Raw genomic sequence first — 24,907 nt, 5'->3', positions numbered from 1 at the left:
GCCGCGCCGGCTGCGGCGTCGTGAGACCGGCGGCTGACCGCTTCCCGCGAGTCGCGCGCTCTCGGTGACAGTCACGTGCTCTACTCCCCCGAAGCCGTACTGAGTCTGAACCGTCCCCGGGTGGTGGCCGTTGTCGCTCGGGCACCAGGGGACGCCAGGATCGTACGGGACCGATCGCTCTGCGTCCGCTTCCCCCTGTTCGACCGGCCGCCCGGAACCGATATCGAGCTCCGATCGTGATGTGAACGGGGGTGCGGCCGGAGCGCCTGTGTACGGTTGTCCGTTCGACGGGCGAGGACGGTTCGGGGGAGAGCGATGGGCATCGAGGACGGCGCGGCCGGGCGCGTGGCGCGGGGCCTGCGGGCGGTCGCCGCCTTCGGTGCGGTCGCCGCGCTGCTGGCCGGGTGCAGCGGCGACGTCGGGGCGGTGGAGCCGCCGGCCGGCCCGGCGACGGCGCTGTCCGGGCCGGGCATCTGCTCGACCGCTCAGGAGCCGTTCCCCAAGCTGGCGATGGACGGCGGCGCCAAGATCCTCGAACCGAACCCGTGGAACACCGCGGGCACGGTCTGCGTGGACCCGGTCGGGGACAGCGGGTTCACGGTGTCCCGGATCAACGACTTCGTCCCGAAGAACCCGCTCGCCCCGGGCGCCTACCCCAACGTCTCGACCGCCCCGGGCGCGAGCGGACTGCCGGTGCCGGTCAGCGCGCTCGGCGACGCCACCGCCGACTGGGACGCCAACGGCCGGGTGAGCGGCTCCTTCAACCTCTCCTTCGACCTCTGGTACGGCTCCAGCCCGGACAACTGCCTGCCGGGGGAGAGCGCCGAGGTGATGATCTGGCTGGACGCCACCGACAATGTGCGGCCCGCCGGCGACAAGGTGGCGGACGCCCTGCCGTTCGGGGACGCGAGCTACCACGTCTACCAGGCGCCGATCACCGGCCCGCACAGCGTGATCAGCTACGTCCGCACGGCACCCACCCACACCACCCGCGGCCTCGACCTGCGGCTGTTCACCGCCGACGCGATGGCACGCGGCTACGTCCCGAAGAGCTCCTACCTCTGCCGGGTGCAGGCGGGGTTCGAGGTCTGGAGCGGCGGGACCGGCCTGCGCAGCAACTCCTTCGCCTTCCACAACCGGGTCGGCCTGCCGGCCGGCGAGGTCCCGGCGGGCGCCCCGGGGATCTGCCTGCGGCACGGCGGCGGCGGGACCGCCGGCAGCCCGGTGACCGTCGGATCCTGCGGCGACCAGGCCGTCTCGACCGGGTGGACGGTGGGCAACGACGGTTCGCTGCGCGGCGGGGCGGCCTGCCTGGCACCGGGCGCCGACCGCTCCTCGGTGACCCTGGCCGAGTGCACCGGCGGCTCGGCCCAGCGCTGGGTCACCGCCCCCGGGCAGCGGCTGAAGCACCCGGACACCGGGCTGTGCCTGGGCACCGCGGGCGGGGCGCTCGCGGACGGCACGGCGGTGCTCCTGCGCCCGTGCGCGGACACCGTCTCGCAGCGCTGGAAGCTGCCCTACAACGGGGTCGCGTGAGCCGGCGTCGCACCCGGGAAACCCCGGCCGTGCTGACGTTTCGTCCGCGCACCCCCCATGGGCGTGTCGGGGTGGATGCCCTAGCATTCGGGCCATGAGCGATCGACCGGTACCGAGTGGCGAGCCGGGCCAGCCCGCCACGCCACCGCAGCAGGCACCGGCCGGGGGGCCCGCTCCGGCCACCGGTGTGCCACCGCAGTTCCCGAGCGGAGCCTTCGGCCCCGCGTCCGGCTACGGGCCGCCGCCCGCACCCGCGCAGCCCCAGCAGATGACGCCGCATCCGGTCGCGCAGCCGGTGCCGCCGGTGCCGCACCAGGGCGGCGGACCCGCCCCGGTGGCGCCGGGGCCGGTGCAGCCCGGTCCGGTGGCGCCGCAGCCCGGCCCGGTGGCACCACACCCCGTCCAGCCGCAGGCGGTTCAGCCGCAGCCGCAGGCACCGATGCCGCAGCCCGGGCCGGCCGTCGGGCAGCCCTTCCCGCCGGGCCCGCAGCCGGGCCAGCCCGTGGCGCACTGGCAGCAGCAGGGCGGCTTCCAGCCGCCCGTCCCCCCGCCCGGCCCGGCGCTCTCCCCGGCCGGCACGCCGAACTGGGAGGCGCTGGCCGAGCAGAACGAGCAGTCCGCCAAGCGCGGCCGCAGGCTCAAGCTGATCGGTGCGGTGACCGCGGTGGTCGTGGTGGCCGCCGCCGGTGGCGGCGGGTACTGGTACTACCAGCACGGCAAGGAGAAGACGCCGACGGCCCACGGCGCCGGCTCGCCGACCCCGACGGTCACCGGCCCGTCGAACACGACGAGCGCGCCGCCGCTCAAGGGCATCGACAGCCCGCCGACCGTCGGCTCGCTGCCCGCCAAGAAGGGCGCGGCCGCGCTCAACCTGGGGGCGGACGCCAAGCAGGGGACGATGGCCGGATTCTCCGGGCAGGTCCTCAAACTGCCCAGTGGCCAGGACTCGTTCGCCTCGACCTCCACGTCGGTCGTCGAGGTCAACAAGAGCTTCACCGTCTCCGCGCGGGTGCTGGTCGACGTGCCCAACGGCAACCGCAGCGCGGTCAGCCAGGGCGACGGCCAGTACTACTCGTTCGCGCTGGGCCGGGCCGGCAACAACGGGCACGACCAGTGGTACTTCAAGGTCCAGGTGCCGGGCGGCGGTTCGGCGATCGCCTGGTCCAAGGGCGACGCGACGGTCAACCAGTGGGTGCTGCTGACCGGCGTGTACGACGACCCGTCGGGCCAGCTCACCCTGTACGTCAACGGCGCTCCGCAGTCCTCGGCCAAGTCGGCCGGGGTGCAGCCGAGCGGCAGCAACTCCCTCCAGGTCGGCCGGCTGAGCTCCAACTCGCAGTGGGCCGACCCCTGGCACGGCGCCGTCGCCGACATCCAGGTGTGGGACCAGGTGCTGCCCGAGGCCGACATCGTCAAGATCGTGGCCGGCCCGAGCTCGCCGCCGTCCATCGCGCCGACCGGCGCCTGGCTCGGCGGCTAGGGCCTGTCTTCGAACTCCCGTCGTCCGCCCGGAGGGCGGGCGGGGCGGCGTTGGGGTGCGTGCATCGCAAGGCGGAGGAGGGAGCCACTGCGGTGGGGGCACCTCCCGGCCGAAGGCTGGGGGCCATTGGCGACCGACGACAACGCGGCGAGGTGCGTGCCCCGGCGTCGCCCCGCAGACGCGAGTTCGAAGACAGGCCCTAGCACCGCCAGGGGCGGGTCCCGCGGGATCCGCCGCGGGGCCGACCGGCCCCCGTGAACGTCCGGCCGCCGCCCCCGGCAGTGTGGGGCGGCGGCCGAAGCGCGCCCCGGGGCGCGCGCTCCACGGCGCGTCCGGATGCGAAGTCCCAGATGAGGAGCAGTACTGATGAGCGCGGACGGCCGCTGGATCCGGCCCGAGTCCACCCGCAAGCCCGTCCTCGGCGGAGCCCGGCCGGGCGGGGTGGCCCTCGGCGAGCGCGGCCGGACGGGCCCCGGGCCGACGCCGGCCTCCCCGGCCGACCGGCGCCGCCGCAGGCCCGGGCCGCCCCGGGTGCCGCACCCGGCCCGGCCGGTGCTGCGGGCGGACTGGCTGCCGCTGCTGGCCGTGCTGCTGGTCCAGGCGGCGCTCTCGTACCACCTGATCCTCAGCAACACCGCCTTCATTGACGAGGGCACCTACATCTACGCGGGCTACCAGGAGATCGCGCACCTGCGGCACGGCACCCCGGTGTCGACGTACGAGACCTTCTTCTCCGGCTCCCCGCTGATCTACCCGGTGGTGGTGGCCGTCGCGGACTTCGTCGGCGGGCTGAACGGCGCCCGGCTGCTGAGCCTGGCGTTCATGCTCTCCGCCACCACGGCCGTCCACCTGGCCACCCGTCGGCTGCACGGCTCGCTCGCGGCGTTCTGCGCGGCGGCGGCCTTCGTCGCGCTCGGCCCCACCCAGTTCCTCGGCGGCCTGGCCACCTACGACGCGATGGCGCTGGCGGTCCTCGCCTGGGCCGGGTACTTCGCGGTGCGGCTGACCACGGGCGGCGGGTACCCGAGCCTGGTCGCCTCCGGGCTGCTGCTGGCCCTGGCCGGCGCCACCAAGTACGCCGCGCTGCTGTGGGTGCCGGTGGTGTGCGGCATCGCGGTGCTGGCCGGGCCGCGCGGGTCGCTGCGCAGCTGGGAGGCCTGGCGGCGCGGGCTACTGGTGCTGCTCACCTTCGTGGTGGCGGTCGGCGCGGCGGCGCTGGCGGCCGGCGAGAAGTACGTCAACGGCTTCAACCACACCACGCTCAAGCGCGCCCCGGGCCACGACTCGTACTCCTACGTGGCCTCGGAGGCCGCCCGCTGGGTGGGTCCGCTGCTGGTGGTCGCGCTGGCCGGGGTGCTGGTGCAGCTGGTGCGGGCGCGGCGGCGCGGCGGTGCGGCCTGGCCCGAGTTCTGGCTGGCGCTGTTGCTGCTGCTGGCCGGGCTGATGGCGCCGGTGAACCAGATCCGCATCCACACCTGGCTGTCGCTGCAGAAGCACGTCGACTTCGGCGCCTGGTTCTCCTGCATCGTGGTGGGCCTGGTGCTGGCCCGTACGGCGCTGTGGCTGAAGGGCCGTCTGCACCTGGTGGCCGGGGTGGCGGCGGCCGCCCTGGTGGTCGGCCCGCTCGCCTGGGTGGGCGCGGCCCAGGGCCGGGAGATGTACGGCGAGTGGTCGAACTCGAAGGAGTTCGTCGCCGCCCTGGAGCCGTACATCGTCAAGGGCGACGACCGGTACCTGGTCGAGAACTACAACGTCCCCGCGTACTACCTGCGCAAGCAGACCACCTGGCAGCAGTGGCACGACCTGGTGGCCGTCTTCCGACGGGACCCGGCCACCGGCGAGATGCAGAACGGGGTGCCCGCGATCCAGGCCGGCATCCAGGCCCACGAGTGGAAGGTCGTGGTCCTGGACTTCACCCAGACCGGGGCCATCGACAAGGCGATCCAGCCCACCCTGAAGGCCTCCGGGTACCGGGTGGTCACCGTGGTGACGAGCGGGAAGCACGGCCGGTACACCGTCTACGTGGCGCCCGGGTACGACAAGAAGCCGTGACGGGCGCCCGGGCCGGTCGTCAGAAGGCCATGGTGTAGACCATCAGGTCCATCCCCGGGTACGGGGCCCAGTCGCGTTCGGGGGTGCGCCGGAAGCCGATGCGCTCGTAGACGCGGTGGGCGGTGGTCATCTCCGGGCGGGTGGAGAAGGCCATGCCGGCCAGGCCGAGTTCGCGGCTGCGGGTGACGGTGGCGCGGACCAGGGCCTCGCCGACGCCGCGGCCGCGGGAGGCGGCGGCGGTGGCGAGCATCCGTATCTCGCCTTCCCGCGGGGTGGCGATGTCCGCCCACTCGGTGCCGCCGACCGCGTAGGTCACGCAGCCGAGGACCCCGGCTCCGGCCGTGTCGACGGCGACCAGGAGTTCGGCCTCGCGGGCCCGTCGCCCGGCGTCGCGCAGCAGGTCGACGTAGCTGCTCGTGGGGTTGGTGAAGCCGTCGCCGACGAAGGCCTCGACGGTGATCCGGCCGGCGTCGGCGAGGTCCTCCGGGAGGGCCTGGCGGATGAGGAAGTCCATGCGGCCAGTGTGCCGGAGCCCTGGTCGGGACGGTCCTCCAGGGTCGAACGGGTCGGAGGGGTCGAACCGCTCGACGGGGCCGCCTTCGCGGCCGGGTCGGCGGTGCCGTGCAGCCGGTCGGGGCGGGCCGGGTCGGCCGGGTAGCCGCCCGGGCGGTGGTAGTTGTCGCGGCCGGCCGCCGGGCCGTGGGAGGTCTCGCGGCCGATCAGCAGGCCGAGCAGGCCGAAACCGCCGACGGCCGCGGTCATCGCGAGTGAGCCGATGAGGGTGTCGCTGTCCATGGGCACCACTGTGGCCGGGCGGCGCCGCGGCCACGAGTGGCAGGAACGACCGATCACCTCGAAATCCTGCCATCCTCCCGCCGTCCCCTTCCTTCCGCCGGGGCGGGCGCCGGGGGCATCCTGGTGGGCATGCTGAAGAACGTGGTCGCGGTGGTGCTGGAGGAGGTCCACCCCTTCGAACTGGGTGTGGCCTGCGAGGTGTTCGGCCTGGACCGCACCGCCGACGGGCTGCCGGGCTACGACTTCGCGATCGCCGGGGCCCGGCCGGGGCCGCACGCCACCCACTCCGGATTCGCGGTGGACGTCCCGTACGGTCCCGAGCGCCTCGCCGGTGCGGACCTCGCCGTGGTCACCGCGGCGAGCATCCGCCCCGGCTACCCGGAGCCGCTGCTGGCGGCGCTGCGCGGGGTGGTCGAGGGCGGCGGCCGGGTGCTGTCCATCTGCAGCGGCGCCTTCGTGCTGGGCGCCGCCGGGCTGCTGGACGGCCGTCGTGCCGCCACGCACTGGCGGCACGGCGAGGAGCTGGCCGAGCGCTTCCCGCTGACCACGGTCGAGCCGGACGTGCTGTACGTGGACGACGACCCGGTGATCACCTCGGCCGGGACGGCGGCCGGCATCGACGCCTGTCTGCACCTGGTGCGCAAGGTGCAGGGCGCCGAGGTGGCCCGGGAGATCGCCCGCCGGATGGTGGTGGCACCGCACCGGGAGGGCGGGCAGGCCCAGTTCGTGAACCGGCCGCTGCCGGAGGCCGCCGGCGACTCGCTGGCCCCGCTGCTGGACTGGATGCGCCACCACCTGGCCGAGGAGGCCACCGTCGAGCAGCTGGCCGCCCGGGCGCACATGTCGCCGCGCACCTTCGCCCGCCGCTTCCAGCAGGAGACCGGCACCACCCCGCACCGCTGGCTGGTCGGGCAGCGGGTGCTGCTCGCCCAGCGGCTGCTGGAGTCCACCACCGAGCCGGTGGACGCGATCGCCGCCCGCTGCGGCTTCGGCAACGCGGCCGCGCTGCGGCACCACTTCGGCCGCCGGCTGGGCACCACGCCGCTGGCCTACCGGCGTTGCTTCGCCGACCCGGACCCGGACCCGAAGGCGGGCTGAGGGGCCGCAGGCTCGCGCCAGCAGGTTCCGCCGGCCGTCAGTCAGCCCCGGCCGTCAGGTGCCCGATGCCGTTCCAGCCGTCCGGCCGCAGCCGCCCGTCCTGGGCCCGCCAGAGGCTGGTGGAGCAGTTGTGCACCGGCCCGAGCGCGGTGAGCTGGTCCTCGGTGAGCCGGTCCAGCGCGTAGCGGAGCATCAGCACCGTGCAGTCGTGCGCGACCAGCAGGACGGGCCGTCCGGCCTCCTCCTCGCAGAGGTCCCGCAGCAGGCTGCGCACCCGCAGGGCGACGTCGGCCCAGGACTCGCCGCCCGGCGGGCGGTAGTACAGCTCGCCCATCTTGCGCCGCCGGGCCGCCTCCTCCGGGTGCTTGGCCTCGATCGCGGCCTTCGGCAGCATCTCCAGGACGCCGAGCTCGCGGTCGCGCAGCCGCTCGTCGTACCGGACGGCGAGGGTGACCGGGACGGAGCCGAGCCCGGCGGCCTGGGCGAGCGCGATCCGGGCGGTCTCGGCGGTGCGCACGTACGGCGAGCACCAGACGCTGCGCGGGCGGTCGGCGCTGGGCAGGCCGGCCCACCAGTGGCCGAGCGCCTGGGCCTGCTGCCGGCCCTGCAGCGACAGCGGGATGTCGGCGTCGCGGCAGCTGATCGGGACGCTGAGCGCTCCGGCGGCCTCGGCCAGCTGGAACTCGACGTTGGCGGTGGACTCCCCGTGCCGGGTGGCGATCAGCACGGACGGCAGCCGGCCGGCCGCCGACGGGCGGTGGGCGGTGCCGTGCTGGCCCTGGCCGGTGGTGTGCGGCCCGTGGCCGGCGGTGTGCTGACCCTGGGTGGTGCCGTGCTGGCCCTGCGCGGTGACGTGGTGGTGCTGGCCCTGCGTGGACTGGTGCTGGCCGTTGAGGGTGGTGCCGAGTTCTGCCATGGCCGCGAGCTCCCCGTGGTCGATCAGGTCCCGGCCGGATGCCGGTCCGGTCTGGTGGTGCCCGGCGTGCACGCCTGTTCATACATATGATCGCGCCGCCTTCTCCAGTGTTCACGGAGAAGGCGGCGCGATCACAGGGCGCGTACCGCGCGAATCAGTGCGCCGCTACAGGCTCCGGCGCGTTCTTCAGCTCGTCGTCGCCGGCTTCGGCGCTGTAGTCGGACGGCCTGGTCTCGTCCGGGCCGTCCGGCGCCTTGACCGCCCGCAGCACCAGGGTGAGCGCCACCGCGACGACCAGGTTGAGGGCGAAGGCGGTGACACCGATGTAGCCGATCTCGCCGATGCCGGGGATCTCGGCCGCGTTGCCGCCGAAGTGCTTGGTGGCCGGGCTGGCGATCCCGTACGCCTTCCAGGTGCCGTACACCATGCCGGCCGCCCAGCCGGCGAACAGCGCCCAGTGGTGGAACCAGCGGGTGAACAGGCCGCCGACGATCGCCACGAAGGTCTGCAGGATCCACAGGCCGCCCAGCAGCTGGAGGTTGATCGCGGCCTGCTTGTCCATGCCGAGCACGAAGACCAGCGCGCCGACCTTCACCAGCAGCGAGACCAGCTTGGCGATCCGGGTCTCGTCGGCGGGGGTGGCGGCGGGCTTGAGCCACTCCTTGTAGACGTTGCGGGTGAACAGGTTGGCCGCCGCGATGGACATGATGGCGGCCGGCACCAGCGCGCCGATGCCGATCGCGGCGAAGGCCACGCCGGTGAACCAGTCCGGGAACATGTCCGCGAACAGCTGGGGCACCGACAGCTGGGCGTTGTAGCCCTTGACGCCCTTGCCGACGCCCGCCGCGAGCGCCATGAAGCCGAGCAGCGCCAGCAGGCCCAGCATCAGCGAGTAGGCGGGCATGATCGCCATGTTGCGGCGCACGGTCTTGCGGGACTTGGAGGCCAATACGCCGGTCACCGAGTGGGGGTACATGAACAGCGCCATCGCTGAGCCGAGGGCGAGCGTGGCGTACGTCCACTGCTTGTTCTCGGGGATGGTCAGCGAGCCGCCCTTGACCTCCTTGAAGTGCTGCGCGGCCGAGTCGAAGATGTGCCCGTAGCCGCCGAGCCGGATCGGGATGTAGATCACCGCGACGATGATCACGATGTAGACCAGGGCGTCCTTGACGAAGGCGATCAGCGCCGGGGCGCGCAGGCCGGAGGAGTAGGTGTAGGCGGCCAGCACGCCGAAGGCGATGAACAGCGGCAGGTCCTTGACGAACCAGTTGGCGTTCTCCCCGCCGCCGACCCCCAGCACGTCCAGCACGGCCTGGATGCCGACGAGCTGCAGGGCGATGTACGGCATGGTGGCCAGGATGCCGGTGAGCGCGACCACCAGCGACAGCGGCCGCGAGCCGTACCGGCCGCGCACGAAGTCGGCCGGGGTCACGTAGCCGTGCACCCGGGAGACCGACCAGAGCCGGGGCAGGAAGAGGAAGACCAGCGGGTAGGCGATGATCGTGTACGGCACCGCGAAGAAGCCCGCCGCGCCGGTCGCGTACACCGCGGCCGGGACGGCGACGAAGGTGTACGCGGTGTAGAGGTCGCCGCCGAGCAGGAACCAGGTCACCCAGGTCCCGAAGCTGCGGCCGCCCAGGCCCCACTCGTCCAGGTGCGCGGCGTTGTCCGCGCGGCGCCAGCGCGAGGCGAGGAAGCCCATCACGGTGACGAGGGCGAAGAACAGCACGAAGACCACGAGGGCCGGCACGTTGACGTCCTTCATCGCGCACCGCCCTTCCGGGCCGCCTTGCGGGCCTTCTCGTCCCGGGTGATCAGCAGGTAGGCGGCGACCGTGAACACGGCCGACACCGGCACCCAGAGCAGCTGGTACCAGTAGAAGAACGGCACCCCGGCCACCGCCGGGTCGCTCTTGTCGTACGAGGACACCCAGAGCGTCGCGACGATCGGCACGAGCAGGGCGAGGCCGGCCAGCACCCGCTCGGGCGTCACGGCCGGGACGGGCCTCCCGGCTGGCTCGGGCATGACATCTTCGACGCTGGGAGGATCAGAGGGCATCTTCGGCTCCGCTCCGGAGGGGTTCCCCGTCGGCGCCGCAGCCCCTCGGCGCCGAGCGCCGCACGGGCCCGCCGAGCAGCACCATCGGTGATCGGCAGTCAGGTCAGTACGGCTGCGCAATCTAGAGCATGGGGTGATCCATGTCACCGGGATTGACCGAACTTCCCACCAGCCGGACGCAACCGGCCGGAGTCCGCCGCCGGGGGGCGCAAAAGCCACCACCGCCGGGGGCCGCGGGAGAAGCCGCCGCGGAACGCGAAGGGCACCGGCGCGCGGGTCGCGCGCGCCGGTGCCCGGGATGCGGTGGGGGAGTGCGGCTACTCCGGACGCTTCAGTCGGGTGATGAACTTGTAGCGGTCGCCGCGGTAGATGGAGCGCACCCACTCGACCGGGGCCCCGTCGTTGTCGAAGGAGTGCCGGGAGAGCTGGAGCATCGGCAGGCCGAGGTCGGAGCCGAGCAGGCCGGCCTCGCGCGGGTTGGCCAGGGTGGTCTCGATGGTCTCCTCGGCCTCGGCCACGGTGACCCCGTACACCTCGCGCAGCGCCGCGTAGAGGGAGGTGTGCTTGGCCAGGTTGCGGCGCAGGGCCGGGAAGCGCTTGGCGGAGAGGTGGGCGACCTCGATGGCCATCGGGTCGCCGTTGGCGAGTCGCAGGCGCTCGATCCGCAGCACCCGGCCGCCGGGCTTGATGTCGAGCAGCGGGGCGAGCCGGTCGTCGGCGGTGATGTAGCCGATCTCGATCAGCCGGGAGGCGGGCTCCAGGCCCTGGGCCCGCATGTCCTCGGTGTAGGAGGTCAGCTGGAGGGCCTGGGCGACCTTGGGCTTGGCGACGAAGGTGCCCTTGCCCTGGATGCGCTCCAGCCGGCCCTCGACGACCAGCTCCTGGAGGGCCTGGCGCACGGTGGTGCGGGAGGTGTCGAACTGGGCGGCGAGCGCCCGCTCGGGCGGCACCGGGGTGCCGGCGGGCTGGGTCTCGGTGAGCTGCAGCAGGTGCCGCTTCAGGCCGTAGTACTTGGGGACGCGCGCGGTCGGGTCGGTGCCGGCCTGCGTCGGGAGGCTGTTCACCTCGGGGTCGTTGACCTGGGCGGTGGATCCCCCGTCGCTGCTCATCGGACCTGTTCTCCCGCTTCTCGCGAGGCCTACGGCGACCCCGCCACATCGTTAACGGCTCACATCGTTGCATGTATGGCTACGGAACGAATACCTCATCACGCGATGAACGATGTGCGGTGTCGGCTTGATAACGGGTGGTCGAGATCGGTCGAACAGCCGTTGACAGGCCCATTGGTCTAGGCCAAGCTCCAGGCAGCTGGTCTACACCACTAGGCCGGTAGCTATGAATCCCCCCACCCGTTCGAAGGGGTCCGCGGCACCTTTCCCCCGCTTTGTGTGGGTCTGCCGCTGCCGCCCGACGGGGGTAACCCAGGCATCCCTCAGGAGGATGGCGTAATGAAGCGTCAGCTCATCGCGGCGGTCGGCGTCGCAGCAATGGTCGTCGGCCTGGCGGCTTGCGGCTCGGACGGCAAGAAGAGCGAGGGCGACTCGGGGTCGTCCTCCGCCTCCGCGGCGGACAAGTACAAGGGCAAGACGCTCAAGGTCTGGACCATGACCGGCTCCGCCCCGAAGGGCTGGACCGACGCGGTCAAGACCGAGTTCGAGACCACCTACCCGGGCTCGAAGGTCGAGTACGCGACCCAGGAGTGGGGCGGCATCGGCGCCAAGATCACCGCCGCGCTGTCGGAGGGCTCGGTCGACGTCCTGGAGGTCGGCAACACCCAGACCGCCGGCTACGCCTCCTCGGGCGGTCTGCTCGACCTCACCAAGGAGAAGGCCGCCCTGGGCGGCGACGCCTGGCCCGCCAACCAGAACGAGTCCGCCGTCCTGGACGGCAAGCAGTACGCCGCCCCGTGGTACGTCACCAACCGCGTGGTCGCCTACAACAAGGACCTGTGGGCCAAGGCCGGCCTGACCGACACGCCGAAGACCCTGGAGGAGTTCTACAGCGACCTGGAGAAGCTGAAGACCACCGAGGGCGTCGTCGACCCGATCTACATGCCCGGCCAGGAGTGGTACGTCTACTTCGGTCTGCTCACCAGCGAGGGTGGCAAGATCGCCAAGAAGGACGGCGACAAGTGGGTCGGCGGCCTGGGCTCGCCCGAGAGCCAGAAGGCCTTCGAGACCTACAAGAAGCTCCAGGGCTACTCGGCCACCGGTCCGAAGGACAAGGACGAGGCCACCCCGCAGCAGAAGGACGTCTTCGCCCAGGGCAACGTCGGCGCCATGATCGGCCTCGGCTGGGAGCTGCCGGACGAGAAGGCCATGCCGAAGGACAAGATCGGCTACTTCGCGCTCCCCGGCAAGACCGCCGACAAGCCCACCGGCGTGTTCCTCGGTGGTTCGAACCTCGCGATCGCCTCGCAGAGCAAGAACACCGACATGGCCAAGGACTACCTGAAGATCGCCCTCAACGACAAGAACGAGGGTCTGTTCGCCGCCGCCGGCATCACCACGAACAAGCCCGCGCTGAACGCCAACATCCAGGGCGACTTCGCCAAGGCCGCCCAGCAGGGCGCCACCGTCGGCGCGATCACCCCGAACACCCCGAACTGGTCCAGCGTCGAGGACAACCCGAACCCGGTCAAGGAGTTCCTGACCGCTGTCCTCCAGGGCGGCGACTTCGCCTCCACGGCCAAGAAGTACGACGACGAGATCGCCAAGAAGCTCAACCAGAAGCAGTAAGCACCCGGGACCCGTCCTCGGCCCTCCCGCAGGCGGGAGTCCGGAGGCGGGTCCCAGCAGCGTCGTTCACCGGCCCCCGGCGGGGGGCCGGTGGGCGGCGCCTGTCCGTCGTGGCCAGGTTGTGAGGAAGTGAGAACGATGGCTGTGCATTCGGAGCGGGTGCAGACACAGTCCCCGGACCCAGGGAAGGCCGCTGTGGCCGGTCAAGAGACGAGCGCCTCGGGCGGCGGCTCGAAGGGCACCGCGCCGAAGGGCGCCAGATCCGCGGGCGGCCCCAGCCTGGGCTCACGCCTCGCGCCGTACCTGCTGCTGCTGCCGGCCACCGTGGCGACCCTGGCCCTGCTGGGCTGGCCGCTGCTCAAGACGGTCCTGCTGTCGTTCCAGAACCTCAACAGGCGCCAGCTGGTCCTGCACCTGACCGAGTGGACGGGCTTCGACAACTACAAGGAGCAGCTGACCGACCCGGAGTTCTGGTCGGTCACCGGCCGGACCATCGTCTTCACCCTGGTCAACGTGGTGCTGATCATGGTCGGCGGCACCCTGATCGGCCTGCTGCTGAACCAGCTCGGCAAGAAGATGCGGCTGGTGCTCCAGGTCGCGCTGCTGCTGGCCTGGGCCATGCCGGTGGTCGCCGCGACCACCGTCTACACCTGGCTGTTCGACTCCCAGTGGGGCGTCGTCAACTGGATCCTGGAGCAGCTCGGCTGGCAGTCGATGCACGGCTACAACTGGCTCAGCAACCAGTACTCGACGTTCTTCGTGATCATCCTGCTGATCGTCTGGATGTCGATCCCGTTCGTGGCGTTCAACATGTACGCCGGCCTGACCACCATCCCGAAGGAGCTCTACGAGGCGGCCCGGATGGACGGCGCCGGCGCGCGCAAGATCTTCACCGCGGTGATCTTCCCCAACCTGAAGCCGTTCTTCCTGGCCACGACCTTCCTCGAGGTCATCTGGGTGTTCAAGGCGTTCACCCAGGTCTACGCGGTCAACGCCGGTGGACCGGAGAAGCTGACCCGGACCCTGCCGGTGCACGCCTTCCTGGAGGGTTCGGCCGGCCAGCACTACGGCGTCGGCTCCGCGATCGCGGTGCTCACCATCCTGATGCTGGGCGTGCTGATGGCGTACTACTTCCGCATCATGATCAAGCAGGAGGACGAGCTGTGAGGCGCTCTCTCTTCGGACGTACCTGGCTGAACGTGATCGCGGCCGTCCTCGCCGTCTTCTTCGTGTTCCCCGTCTACTGGATGTTCGCGACCGCGTTCAAGCAGAACAGCGACATCATCAGCCCGACGCCGGTGTTCATCCCGCTCGACGCGACCTTCGAGCACTTCACCACCGCGGTCAACGCGCCGAACTTCTGGACGTACGTCCTCAACAGCGTCGTCGTCACCGTCGGCGCGGTGCTCGGGTCACTGGTGATCGCCACCCTGGCGTCCTTCGCCATCGCCCGGATGAGGTTCCGCGGCCGCAAGGCCTTCGTGCTGGTCATCATGATGGCCCAGATGGCGCCCTGGGAGGTCATGACCATCGCGGTCTACATCATCTCCCGCGACAACGACATGCTGAACAGCCTGGTGCCGCTGACCCTCTTCTACATGATGATGGTCCTGCCCTTCACCATCTGGACGCTGCGCAGCTTCATCGCCGCGGTGCCGAAGGAGCTGGAGGAGTCGGCCATGGTGGACGGCTGCACCCGCTCCCAGGCCTTCGTGAAGGTGATCTTCCCGCTGCTGGCCCCGGGCCTGATGTCGACCTCGCTGTTCGGTTTCATCACGGCGTGGAATGAGTTCCCGCTCGTCCTGATCCTCAACAAGGACCAGGGCAAGACGCTGCCGCTGTGGCTGTCGTCCTTCAAGACCGCCTTCGGCAACGACTGGGGCGCCACCATGGCCGCGTCCACGATGTTCGCCATCCCCGTGCTGATCCTGTTCGTCTTCCTCCAGCGCAAGGCGGTCGGCGGTCTGACCGACGGCGCCGTGAAGGGCTGAGTCCACGTGAGCATCCTCGTTCCCACCGTGCCGGACAGCGACCAGCTGCACCGCGACGCCCTGACCGTCCTCCAGCCCGGCTTCGTCGGCACCGAGCCGCCGGAGTGGCTGCGCCGCCACCTCGCCGCGGGCCTCGGCTCGGTCGCGCTGTTCGACCGCAACGTGGTCGACCTCGACCAGCTGTCCGCGCTCACCCGGGCGCTGCGCGCCGAGAACCCCGACCTCCTGATCGCCATCGACGAGGAGAGCGGCGACGTCACCCGGCTGGAGGCGGGCTCCGGCTCGTCCTGGCCGGGCAACCTCGCGCTCGGCGCGATCGACGACCCGGCGCTGACCCGGGACGTCGCCCGCGAGCTGGGCCGGGCGCTGGCCGCGGCCGGCGTCAACTACAACTGGGCGCCCACCGCGGACGTCAACTCCAACCCGCGCAACCCGGTCATCGGCGTCCGCTCCTTCGGCGCCGACCCCGAGCTGTGCGCCCGGCACACCGCCGCCTGGGTGGAGGGCCTGCAGTCGGCCGGCGTGGCCGCCTGCTCCAAGCACTTCCCCGGCCACGGCGACACCGCGGTGGACTCGCACCACGGCCTGCCGGTCATCGACGTCGACCTGGACGTGCTGCGGGCCCGCGACCTGATCCCGTTCCAGGCGGCGATCGCGGCCGGCACCAAGGCCGTGATGACCGCCCACATCATGATCCCGGCGCTGGACCCGAAGCTGCCGGCCACCCTGAGCCCGACCGTGCTGCGCGACCTGCTGCGCGCGGCCCCGGCCGACGGCGGCCTCGGCTACCAGGGCCTGATCGTCAGCGACGCGATCGAGATGGGCGCCATCGCCGACACCTTCGGGATGGGCGAGGGCACCGTGCTGGCCCTGGCGGCCGGCGCGGACGCGATCTGCGTCGGCGGCGGGCTGGCCGACGAGGAGACCGTGCTGATGCTGCGCGACGCCATCGTGGCGGGCGTGCGCTCCGGCCTGCTCGCCGAGGAGCGGCTGGCGGACGCCGCCGAGCGGGTCCGGGCGCTGGGCAGCTGGGGCCGGATCGCGGCCCAGGGCGAGCGGGTCGAGCCGGACCTGGCGGTCGGTCTGCGGGCCGCGCGCCGGGCGCTCAAGGTGGTCCGGGCGCCGGGCCAGGTGGTGCCGCCGGTGAGCGAGCGCCCGTACGTGGCCTCGTTCTCGGACGAGCCGAACATCGCGGTCGGCGACGTCACCCCGTGGGGCGTGGCCGGCATGCTGGCGGACCGCTTCCCCGGCACCCGCACCCGCGCGGTGTCGGCGGCCGAGGCCGCGCCGGAGCTGCTGGACGCCCTGGTCGGCGAGCTGCTGGCCGGCGCCGAGGGCCGCCGCCTGGTGCTGGTGGTCCGGGACGCGCACCGGCACGCGTGGATGTCCGCCGCGCTGCGCCGCCTGGTGGCGGCCCGGCCGGACGCCGCCGTGGTCGAGATGGGCCTGCCCCAGTCGGAGCCGGTCGGCGCGCTGTACATCGCCACCCACGGCGCCGCCCGGGTCTGCGGACTGGCGGCCGTGGAGGTCCTCACCGGGCAGCCGGGAGCGGTCGGCTGACACGATCGACGCGACGTCACCGGCGCTGTCCGGTGGCGTCGGTGAACGGGCCCGTCATGCGCATGTCGCATGGCGGGCCCGTTCTGTTTCCCCGCCGTCGACCCGGGAGACCACCGAGTGACCGTGTTCCCTCAAGCAGGCCTTAAATCCACCTTAAGGCCCACTTAGGGTGACGGAACGACGACTGGCGGCCACGCGGTACAACGGCTCTGCAACGGCCGCCCCGACGAAGGCTTTTGGTCGTTGACACCACCTATGGTCTAGGCCAGAGTCCAGTCATCCGGTTCGAGATTCAACCTCGCCGGATGTGGTATCGGCCCTCCCCCAAGCTCTTCGCCGCCCCCTGTCCGGACTCTCCGCCACGGGCGCCAATCACGCTGCCGGCGGGCACAACGGCTCTACACCCCTCGGAGGATGGCGTGAAGAAGCGTCAGCTCATCTCGACGCTCGGGACCCTGGCACTGGCGGTCGGTCTGACGGCCTGTTCCTCGACGGCGAAGCCCTCGGGCGACGCCGGCGCGGCCGGTTCCGCGGACCCGAAGGCCGCCGGTGGCACCGTCACCGTCTGGCTGATGGACGACGCCCAGAAGAACTGGCCGGACCTGGTCCAGCGGGTCAACGACGAGTTCGCGGCGAAGTACCCGAACGTCACCCTCAAGCTCGCCTACCAGGGTTGGGCCGACAAGCTGGCCAAGCTCGACAAGGCCATCGCCGACGGCAGCGCCCCCGACGTGGTCGAGCTGGGCAACACCGAGACCATGAAGTACGTGCTCTCCGGCGCGCTGGCCCCGGTGGACCGCGGCACCTTCGACAACTCCGACAGCTGGATCAAGGCGCTCGCCAACACCTGTACGTACCAGGACAAGCTCTGGTGCGTGCCCTACTACGCCGGCTCCCGGGTCGCCATCTACAACTCCACCGCCTTCCAGCAGGCCACCGGCAGCGCCGACTTCCCGAAGACCGAGGCGGAGCTGCTGGCCGCGCTGGACAAGGTCGCGGACCGGAACAAGGCCGACAAGACCTTCTCCCCGCTCTACCTGCCCGGCCCGTACTGGTACGCCGCGATGAGCTACGTGGCCGCGTACGGCGGCGGCATCGCCAAGTTCGACGGCTCCGGCAACTGGCACGGCACCCTGCACGACCCCAAGTCCCAGCAGGGCATCAGCCACTTCGTCGACCTGGTGCGCAAGTACAACAAGGGCGACCTGGCGGTGAACGAGCAGAACCAGTTCGAGTCGATGGCCCGCGGGCACGCCGCGTCCTTCTACGGCAACGGCTACGAGGCGGCCAGCGTCACCGCGCCGGTCACCGGCGACCCGAGCCTCAAGGACGCCGTCAAGGTGGCCACCATGCCCGGCCCGGACGGCAAGCCGCTGCCGACCTTCATCGGCGGCTCCGACCTCGCCGTCACCGCCAAGTCCCAGCAGGTGGCGCTGGCCACCGACTGGATCCGGATGTTCACCAGCACCAAGTCCGAGCAGGCGCTGGCCGACAAGGACATCCTGCCGAACAACCTGACCCAGCTGAACCCGCTGAAGAGCAAGCCGAGCACCGCCGCCGCGGCCAACGCCGTCCCGGACGCCTGGTTCACCCCGCTGGCCCCCGGCTGGGGCGCGGTCGAGAAGCAGAAGATCATCCCGGACATGCTGACCTCGATCCTCAAGGGCAAGTCGGTGGACCAGGCCACCAAGGAGGCCGACGCCGCGATCGACCAGCTGATCAACAAGGCGTCCTGACCTCGAGTCGCGCCCGTCTCCGGACGCCCGTCCCGTCGTCGGAAGGGCGTCCGGAGGGGCGCGCGGGTGGGCGTGCGCGCGGGGCGCGCGGGTGTGCGGACGGAGGTGCCCGGCGGCGGGAGCGCCCGTAGGATCGTGGGACGAAGGACCGCAGCGAGTGTGCGGACTCGCCGCCTGGAGGTCCCCGCCGGGCAGCCGCCCGAGCGGGGTCGAACCGTCTCACCGGAGGCAGACCCAGATGTCCGACCCGCAGACCGTTCCCGTCCCCGGCCGGATCATGGCGGCGGAGATGGCCGAGCAGCCGGCCGTCCTCCAGCGCATCCTCGACGAGGGTGCCCCGAAGATCCGCGAGGTCGCCGCACAGATCGCCGCCCGCCGCCCGCGCTTCGTCCTGCTCACCGCGCGCGGCACGTCCGACAACGCCGCGCTGTACGCCAAGTACCTGATCGAGATCCTGCTCGGAAAGCCGGCCGGCCTGACCTCGATGTCCACCACCACCGCGTACGGCGCCAAGCCGGACCTCACCGACGTGCTGGTCGTCACCGTCAGCCAGTCCGGCGGCTCGCCCGACCTGGTGGCCTCCACCAAGGCCGCCCGCGAGGCCGGGGCCGTCACGCTCGCGGTGACCAACAACGCCGCCTCGCCGCTCGCCGAGGTCTCCGAGTTCCACATCGACGTGCTGGCCGGCCCGGAGAAGGCGCTGCCGGCCACCAAGACGTACACCGCCGAGCTGCTGGCGCTCTACCTGCTGGTCGAGGGCCTGCGCAGGGGCGACGGCGCGGCCGCCAAGGAGCTGCCGAGCCTGGCCGCCGGGGTGCTGTCCCGCCGGGCCGAGGTGAAGGCGCTGGCGGAGCGCTACCGCTTCGCCCAGCGCCTGGTGATCACCTCGCGCGGCTACGGCTACCCGACCGCCCGCGAGGCGGCGCTCAAGCTGATGGAGACCACCTACATCCCGGCCACCCCGTTCTCCGGCGCCGACCTGCTGCACGGCCCGCTGGCGATGGTGGACAACGTCTCGCCGGTCATCGCGATCGTCCCGGACGGCAAGGGCGGCGAGGCCCTCCAGCCGGTGCTGGACCGGCTGCGCGGGCGCGGCGCGGACCTGGTGGTGGTCGGCCAGCAGGCGCAGGTGGACGCCGCCTCGGCCGGCTTCGCGCTGCCGGCCGGCGTGCCCGAGGAGGTGCAGCCGATCCTGGAGATCCTGCCGCTCCAGCTGCTGGCCTACGAGGTCACCATCGCCCGCGGCCAGGACCCGGACGCCCCGCGCGCCCTGGCCAAGGTCACCGAGACGCGGTAGCCCGTCCCACGCGCGGCGGCGACCCGTCCCGCACGCGAGCCGGCCCCGGTCCACGGGTTGTGGACCGGGGCCGGCTCGTTGAGCGGCGGAGACATGGTTCCGGGGGTGGAAAACACTACGGGCCACGGCGCCGACACGGGACCCTCAACCCATGCGGCACCGCAGCCCGGAGCTGTCGTCGGGCGCCAGATGGGATCGAGAACTGTGCGGGGTCCTCGATCTGCGGCGTCCGACCGAGGAGGGGCCGCGCGCGGTCAGGGCAGTTGCGCGGGGACCTCTCCTTGGTGCCCTTCCATTGTGGACTAGACCAATCTCGGTTGTCCAGGCCTCCCGGAAAATTGGTCTAAACAACTCAGGGGGTGTCCGGACCCGGCGGGAGGCCTGGCGCGCCCCGCCCGGACCGGCGGCGCTACCCTCGCCATGTGCCCTCGCTGAACGAACTCGTCCGCCGCCACACCACCCTCACCGGGGCCGATGTGGAATGGCTCCACCACCTGGTCTCGGAGTGGCAGCTGCTCTCCGACCTCTCCTTCGCCGACCTGGTGCTGTGGATCCCCACCTGGGACGGCATCCGCTACGTCTCGGTGGCGCAGATGCGGCCCAACACCGGGCCCACCTCCTACCAGGACGACATGGTCGGCCACCTCGTCCCGCGCGGCCGCCGCCCGCTGCTGGACGCCGCCTTCGACGAGGGCCGGATCGTGCGCGAGGGCGACCCGGAGTGGCGCGAGGAGGTCCCGGTCCGGGTCGAGTCGATCCCGGTCCGGCGCGAGGGCAAGGTGCTGGGCGTGATCGCCCGCAACACCAACCTGCTGACCGTCCGCACCCCCAGCCGGCTGGAGCTCACCTACCTCCAGAGCGCCTCCGACCTGGCCCAGATGATCGCGGCCGGCTCCTTCCCCTTCCCCGGCGTCGAGCAGGCCGACATGGACGCGGCCCCCCGGGTCGGCGACGGCCTGATCCGGCTGGACGCGGACGGCGTGGTCACCTACGCCAGCCCCAACGCCCTCTCCGCGTACCACCGCCTCGGCCTCACCACCGACCTGGTCGGCAGCCACCTCGGCCGGGCCACCGCCGACCTCGCCCCGCCGTCCCGCTCGGCCGTCCACGAGGCGCTGGTGAAGCTGGCGAGCGGCTGGGCGCCCCGGCAGACCGAGGTGGAGGCGCAGGGGGGAGTGGTGACCCTGCGGGCGATCCCGCTCAAGCCCAAGGGCACCCTGACCGGTTCGCTGGTGCTCTGCCGGGACGTGACCGAGCTGCGCCGCCGCGACCGCGAGTTGATGACCAAGGACGCCACCATCCGGGAGATCCACCACCGGGTGAAGAACAACCTGCAGACCGTCGCGGCCCTGCTGCGGCTGCAGTCCCGCCGGATGGAGTCGGAGTCCGCCCGGGCCGCGCTGGACGAGGCGGTGCGCCGGGTCGGCTCGATCGCGATCGTGCACGAGACGCTCTCCCAGGCGCTGGACGAGCAGGTGGCCTTCGACGAGATCGCCGACCGGGTGCTGGCGATGGCGATGGAGCTGACCCAGGACGGCCGGGTGGCGACCCGCCGCACCGGCAGCTTCGGGATCCTCTCCGCCGAGGTGGCCACCCCGCTGTCGATGGTGTTGACCGAACTGCTCCAGAACGCCCTGGAGCACGCGTTCGGTCCGACCGCCTCCGGGAACCTGGAGGTCAGCGCGCTGCGCGGGCGGGCCCCGGCGACCGGAAAGGGCTGGTCGGACACCTGGAACGGCGGCGCCCGGCCGGAGGAGTACCTGCTGATCACGGTGCAGGACGACGGCCGGGGCATGCCGGAGGGCTTCGACCCGAAGACGGCGGGCAACCTCGGGCTGCAGATCGTCCGGACGCTGGCCACCGGCGAGCTGGGCGGCACCTTCGACATGGTGGCCGGCCCGAACGGCGGTACGAAGGTGATCCTGGAGATCCCCGTCCGCTGAGTTCCCCGTCTGCGGGGAGCGAGGAACCGTTGCGCGGGGATGCGCACAGGTGCGTGGAGGGGGCGTGCGTCCGGCGGAAGCGCCGGGTGCGCGCACCCGCACGCCGGGGTGCGGAACGGGGCGCGGAAACAGAAACGAGGCCCTGTCGACCGGGGGGGGGTGGGTCGACAGGGCCTCTCAACCCGTTCCGGCCGTCGGGGGGAGTCGGCCGGAACGGGGGCTCTGGGTGGTGCGACACCTCGCCGGTGCGTTGCACACGGTGAGCGCCACAGCTCCACGATATTGCTCTAAGTGAACAGTATCAAGTGCTTGGGCGGGTCCGGTGTCGCGGGACCTGGCTGGGCGAGGTCCTTGGTGCGGAAGGCTTCACCAGGAGGTGCAGGGAAGCCTTTGATCATGTGTCGATCGGTACTGCGGTCACTGCTGGTACTACGGCGTGTGATCGCCGGGTGATCAGGCGGTGCGGGCGCGGTTGCGGGCTGCACGGCGCTTCATCGCGCGGCGCTCGTCCTCGCTCATGCCGCCCCAGACGCCGGCGTCCTGACCGGTCTCGAGCGCCCACTGGAGGCACTGCTCCATCACCGGACAGCGGCGGCACACGGCCTTGGCTTCCTCGATCTGCAGCAGAGCAGGACCGGTGTTCCCGATCGGGAAGAACAGCTCGGGGTCCTCTTCGCGGCAGACAGCGCGGTGGCGCCAGTCCATGGTCGTCCAACTCCTCCTGCCGCGGGGGGTGGCCCGATCGGCATAATCGAATGGCTTGTGAATGTGAACGCTTTCACGAATCCCGCAACAGCAAAAGAGACCAAAGGCCCGTCGGGCCCGGGTGGTCTGTGCTGGGGGGGATTCGGCGATTCGAGGGACACCCCGCGGTCGGCGCTCCTGTGGTTCCGGAGTTGCCGTCGCTGCGATGTGTCCCGATCGCCATGTAGAGGTTCGCAAACCTCGGGCTCGGATACAACCCCCTTCGGGGAGGAATTTTGGATTCTTCGGTGTCGCCTAGCTCACAGCCAGTACTTCTATGGAGTGAAGGGGGCTTGTGCGTTCGAGAAGAAGGAGGAACCCCCCTTCCAGTCACACAATCACACGCAGTGCCCGCCGTACGCCTGTGAAACTGACGCGACTCCTGTCTCCAAGATGGTCCCCGTCGACCTGGAACGGGGCCGGTTCCTCCGAAACCAAGGTGAAGTGTCTGACGTCGTGATAGGAGACGACGTGCTTCCCGGAGGGGCCGCTGGGAGGGGCGCCGTCACTCGAAGTCGTGTACGACCGCAGGATCTGACGGACCGTTCGAGCGGTGCCGAACGCCGTCATCCGGGTGATGCCGAAGACGTCCAGGTCCGTGTCGAAGGAGGCGAGCGGTGAGGGGTAGACCGGACGGTTGCCGAGGAACGTCCAGGGAGAGGTGTTGCTGACTATCGACAGCACCAGGCCCGGAACCCGCTCGTGGCCCGGCAGCTCCAGGGAGACGGGGCCGGAACGGCGCTGCTCACGCTGGGTGAAGTAGTGCCGCAGGGCCTGGCCGACGTACAGGGCGTGGGTGGACTTGCGCCCGGCCCGGCGCTGCTCCTCGACCCGCCCGACCACCCCGGCGTCGAAGCCGAGGCCGGCGGTGAAGGTGAACCAGCGGTCCGGCAGTCCGTCGGTCATCGCCTTGCCCAGCCCGATCGGCCGCTCCCGGCCGTGCTCCAGCGCGTCCAGCAGGGCGCCGGTGGCCTCCACCGGGTCGTTGGGCAGGCCCAGCGCGCGGGCGAACACATTGGTCGAACCGCCCGGCACCACGGCCAGTCGCGGGACCTTCTCGCCCGGGCCGTGCGCCAGCAGCCCGTTCACCACCTCGTTGACGGTGCCGTCCCCGCCCAGCGCCACCACCAGGTCGACCGTGCCGTCCTCCGCCGCCTCGCGGGCCAGGTCGCGCGCGTGGCCCCGGTAGCGGGTCTCGGCGACCTCCAGCTTGAGATCGCTGCGCAGGGCGTGGATCAGGACGTCCCTGGTCCGGCCACTGGTGGTGGTGGCCTTGTGGTTCACGACCAGGAGAGCGCGCATGGGGAAAGCCTACGGGTCGGTACGGAGCAACCGGCGGCTACCCTGCTGGAGTGACCGCAGAAACCTCCGCACCCGTACCCTCGGCCGGATCCGGCCGCCCGGCCTCCCTGACCCTGGGCGCCGCCATCACGGCCCTGGCGGGCGCCGCGCTGGCCGTCGTCGGCGTCTGGGACATGGTGGCCGCGCTGTCCGGCCAGTCCAAGCAGCTGGCCCTGAACGAGTTCGGCGGAGCGGTCATCGTGCTGCTCGGGGTGCTGCCGGTGCTGGCCGCCCGCGCCCTGCTCAAGGAGCGCCGCTGGGGCCGCAGTCCGGCGGTGCTGACCAACTCGATCTGCCTGCCGGTCGGCTACTACATGGCCGAGAGCGGCGGCGCGATGATCGCGGTCGGCGTGCTGGTCGGCGCACTCGGCCTGGTGGGCATCGGCTGCCTGCTGAACCCGAAGTCGACGGCGGCCCTGTACGCCCCGTCCGAGGACTAGGGGTACAGGGCCGCCGGGAGCCTGAAGCCGGGGCTTGAAGCCGGGGGCTTGAAAGGGGAGCCTCAAGCCGGGGGAACTGAAGGAGCGTCAGCCCTACTCCTCCACCAGGAGCTTCTCCCGCAGCTGGGCCAAGGTCCGGGCGAGCAGCCGGGACACGTGCATCTGGGAGATCCCCACCTCGGCGGCGATCTGCGACTGGGTCATGTTCCGGAAGAACCGCAGCACCAGGATCTTCTGCTCCCGGGGCGGCAGTTGGGCCAGCAGCGGCTTGAGCGACTCGCGGTACTCGACGCCCTCCAGCGCCTCGTCGGTCGCGCCCAGGGTGTCCGCGACGGCCGGCGACTCGTCGTCGCTGTCCGGCACGTCCAGGGACAGCGTGGAGTACGCGTTGGCGGACTCCAGGCCCTCCAGGACGTCCTCCTCGGAGATCCCCAGGTGCTCGGCCAGCTCGTGCACCGTGGGGGAGCGGCCGTGCCGCTGGGAGAGTTCGCTGGTCGCCGTGGTGAGCGACAGCCGCAGCTCCTGGAGGCGGCGCGGGACGCGCACCGCCCAGCCCTTGTCGCGGAAGTGCCGCTTGATCTCCCCGACGATGGTCGGCGTCGCGTAGGTGGAGAACTCGACCCCGCGCTCGTGGTCGAAGCGGTCCACCGACTTGATCAGGCCGATGGTGGCGACCTGGGTCAGGTCGTCCAGCGGCTCGCCCCGGTTGCGGAAGCGCCGGGCCAGGTGCTCGACCAGCGGGATGTGCATCCGCACCAGCTGGTTGCGCAGCTCGACCCGCTCCGGGGAGCCCTCGGGCAGTGCGGACAGCCGGACGAACAGCGCGCGGGCGGCCTCCCGGTCCGGGGCGCCGGTGCGGTGCGAGCCCTGGGCGGGCAGGGCGACGTGCGGCTCGACCTCGGCCGTCGACTCGGCCTCGACCGCGGGGTCGGCCTCGACCGCCGGTTCCGTCCCGACGGCCGGGGCCGCCTCGTCCACCGGGTCCGGCGGGGGCGCGGAGGCAGGCGTCGGCTCGGACGTCGGCTCGGTGGGGTGGCTCATCCGCTGGGCGTCCTTCGGGTGCGCTTCGTCGTTGGCGGCGAGGCCGGGAACGCTCGCCTGGGTCGGTACGGCAGGTCCCGCCGTCGCGAGGCCGGTACGGTCCAGATCACTCACGGCCATTCCCCCGTTCCGTTCCGGGAG

At 71.8% G+C, this 24,907-nt stretch carries 20 protein-coding genes; 12 read left to right on the top strand and 8 right to left on the bottom strand.

The genetic code is table 11. The features are described 5' to 3' along the window. The first annotated feature begins 315 nt into the window (after nt 1–315). From ACLWS4_RS16480 to ACLWS4_RS16470, 3 genes are all read left to right on the top strand, one after another. Nucleotides 316–1,536 carry a ricin-type beta-trefoil lectin domain protein gene (locus ACLWS4_RS16480; RefSeq protein ID WP_049652356.1) on the top strand — a complete coding sequence of 407 codons (1,221 nt, stop codon included), beginning with the start codon at nt 316–318 and terminating at the stop codon, nt 1,534–1,536. 94 nt (nt 1,537–1,630) lie between these two features. Beyond that, entirely contained in the window at nt 1,631–3,016 is a 1,386-nt protein-coding gene (locus tag ACLWS4_RS16475; protein WP_416874439.1) for a LamG-like jellyroll fold domain-containing protein, read from the top strand. A gap of 366 nt (nt 3,017–3,382) precedes the next feature. Further along, the gene (locus ACLWS4_RS16470; RefSeq protein WP_074001411.1) at nt 3,383–5,068 is read left to right on the top strand and encodes an ArnT family glycosyltransferase; all 1,686 of its coding nucleotides are present in this window, start codon (nt 3,383–3,385) and stop codon (nt 5,066–5,068) included. 19 nt (nt 5,069–5,087) lie between these two features. Here the strand turns inward: ACLWS4_RS16470 and ACLWS4_RS16465 are convergent, their stop codons facing one another. Continuing rightward, the gene (locus tag ACLWS4_RS16465; protein WP_074001412.1) at nt 5,088–5,582 is read right to left on the bottom strand and encodes a GNAT family N-acetyltransferase; all 495 of its coding nucleotides are present in this window, start codon (nt 5,580–5,582) and stop codon (nt 5,088–5,090) included. A gap of 410 nt (nt 5,583–5,992) precedes the next feature. Here ACLWS4_RS16465 and ACLWS4_RS16460 point away from each other — a divergent pair, with 410 nt between their 5' ends. After that, entirely contained in the window at nt 5,993–6,961 is a 969-nt protein-coding gene (locus ACLWS4_RS16460; RefSeq protein ID WP_388044509.1) for a helix-turn-helix domain-containing protein, read from the top strand. A 37-nt stretch (nt 6,962–6,998) separates the two neighbouring features. On the opposite strand, the gene ACLWS4_RS16455 is transcribed toward ACLWS4_RS16460, so the two are convergent. The 4 genes from ACLWS4_RS16455 to ACLWS4_RS16440 all read right to left on the bottom strand — a co-directional run bounded on the left by ACLWS4_RS16455 (nt 6,999) and on the right by ACLWS4_RS16440 (nt 11,044). Further along, entirely contained in the window at nt 6,999–7,877 is an 879-nt protein-coding gene (locus tag ACLWS4_RS16455) for a histidine phosphatase family protein (protein WP_416874438.1), read from the bottom strand. Between the two features lie 154 nt (nt 7,878–8,031). Continuing rightward, nucleotides 8,032–9,642 carry a monocarboxylate uptake permease MctP gene (mctP, locus tag ACLWS4_RS16450; protein WP_049649418.1) on the bottom strand — a complete coding sequence of 537 codons (1,611 nt, stop codon included), beginning with the start codon at nt 9,640–9,642 and terminating at the stop codon, nt 8,032–8,034. After that, nucleotides 9,639–9,902 carry a DUF3311 domain-containing protein gene (locus tag ACLWS4_RS16445; protein ID WP_049649419.1) on the bottom strand — a complete coding sequence of 88 codons (264 nt, stop codon included), beginning with the start codon at nt 9,900–9,902 and terminating at the stop codon, nt 9,639–9,641. Before ACLWS4_RS16445 ends, mctP begins: the two co-directional genes overlap by 4 nt. Before the next feature lie 350 nt (nt 9,903–10,252). Continuing rightward, nucleotides 10,253–11,044, bottom strand: coding sequence for a GntR family transcriptional regulator (locus ACLWS4_RS16440; RefSeq protein WP_049649420.1), 792 nt, complete (start codon nt 11,042–11,044; stop codon nt 10,253–10,255). Between the two features lie 339 nt (nt 11,045–11,383). Between ACLWS4_RS16440 and ACLWS4_RS16435 the strand changes: the two genes are divergently transcribed. From ACLWS4_RS16435 to ACLWS4_RS16405, 7 genes are all read left to right on the top strand, one after another. Continuing rightward, nucleotides 11,384–12,673, top strand: a complete 1,290-nt coding sequence (locus ACLWS4_RS16435) for an extracellular solute-binding protein (RefSeq protein WP_074001414.1) — start codon at nt 11,384–11,386, stop codon at nt 12,671–12,673. Between the two features lie 138 nt (nt 12,674–12,811). Next, complete coding sequence (locus tag ACLWS4_RS16430; protein WP_049649422.1) at nt 12,812–13,840, top strand: carbohydrate ABC transporter permease; 1,029 nt, start codon at nt 12,812–12,814, stop codon at nt 13,838–13,840. Beyond that, entirely contained in the window at nt 13,837–14,664 is an 828-nt protein-coding gene (locus tag ACLWS4_RS16425; RefSeq protein WP_049649423.1) for a carbohydrate ABC transporter permease, read from the top strand. Before ACLWS4_RS16430 ends, ACLWS4_RS16425 begins: the two co-directional genes overlap by 4 nt. 6 nt (nt 14,665–14,670) lie before the next feature. Then, nucleotides 14,671–16,224 carry a glycoside hydrolase family 3 protein gene (locus ACLWS4_RS16420; RefSeq protein WP_049649424.1) on the top strand — a complete coding sequence of 518 codons (1,554 nt, stop codon included), beginning with the start codon at nt 14,671–14,673 and terminating at the stop codon, nt 16,222–16,224. A gap of 419 nt (nt 16,225–16,643) precedes the next feature. Further along, on the top strand, nt 16,644–17,960 hold the full coding sequence (locus ACLWS4_RS16415; RefSeq protein ID WP_259316730.1) for an extracellular solute-binding protein: 1,317 nt from the start codon (nt 16,644–16,646) through the stop codon (nt 17,958–17,960). A 238-nt stretch (nt 17,961–18,198) separates the two neighbouring features. Next, on the top strand, nt 18,199–19,257 hold the full coding sequence (locus tag ACLWS4_RS16410) for an SIS domain-containing protein (RefSeq protein WP_416874437.1): 1,059 nt from the start codon (nt 18,199–18,201) through the stop codon (nt 19,255–19,257). Between the two features lie 422 nt (nt 19,258–19,679). Next, a complete protein-coding gene (locus ACLWS4_RS16405) occupies nt 19,680–21,200 on the top strand; it encodes a sensor histidine kinase (RefSeq protein ID WP_181970676.1) in 1,521 nt (506 codons plus the stop codon). A 453-nt stretch (nt 21,201–21,653) separates the two neighbouring features. Here the strand turns inward: ACLWS4_RS16405 and ACLWS4_RS16400 are convergent, their stop codons facing one another. Further along, nucleotides 21,654–21,905 (bottom strand): WhiB family transcriptional regulator, encoded by a 252-nt coding sequence (locus tag ACLWS4_RS16400; protein WP_014138019.1) that lies wholly within the window; start codon nt 21,903–21,905, stop codon nt 21,654–21,656. Between the two features lie 369 nt (nt 21,906–22,274). Beyond that, nucleotides 22,275–23,246, bottom strand: coding sequence for a diacylglycerol/lipid kinase family protein (locus ACLWS4_RS16395; protein ID WP_074001417.1), 972 nt, complete (start codon nt 23,244–23,246; stop codon nt 22,275–22,277). A 50-nt stretch (nt 23,247–23,296) separates the two neighbouring features. Between ACLWS4_RS16395 and ACLWS4_RS16390 the strand changes: the two genes are divergently transcribed. Continuing rightward, nucleotides 23,297–23,725, top strand: coding sequence for a hypothetical protein (locus ACLWS4_RS16390; protein WP_049649428.1), 429 nt, complete (start codon nt 23,297–23,299; stop codon nt 23,723–23,725). 93 nt (nt 23,726–23,818) lie between these two features. On the opposite strand, the gene ACLWS4_RS16385 is transcribed toward ACLWS4_RS16390, so the two are convergent. Then, nucleotides 23,819–24,880, bottom strand: coding sequence for a SigB/SigF/SigG family RNA polymerase sigma factor (locus tag ACLWS4_RS16385; RefSeq protein WP_416874436.1), 1,062 nt, complete (start codon nt 24,878–24,880; stop codon nt 23,819–23,821). Nucleotides 24,881–24,907 lie beyond the last annotated feature (27 nt).

It is taken from the genome of Kitasatospora sp. SC0581, assembly GCF_048159585.1.
Classification (GTDB): Bacteria; Actinomycetota; Actinomycetes; order Streptomycetales; family Streptomycetaceae; genus Kitasatospora.
The sequence above is the reverse complement of the archived record's forward strand: the minus strand, read 5'-3'. Positions and strand labels throughout refer to the sequence as shown.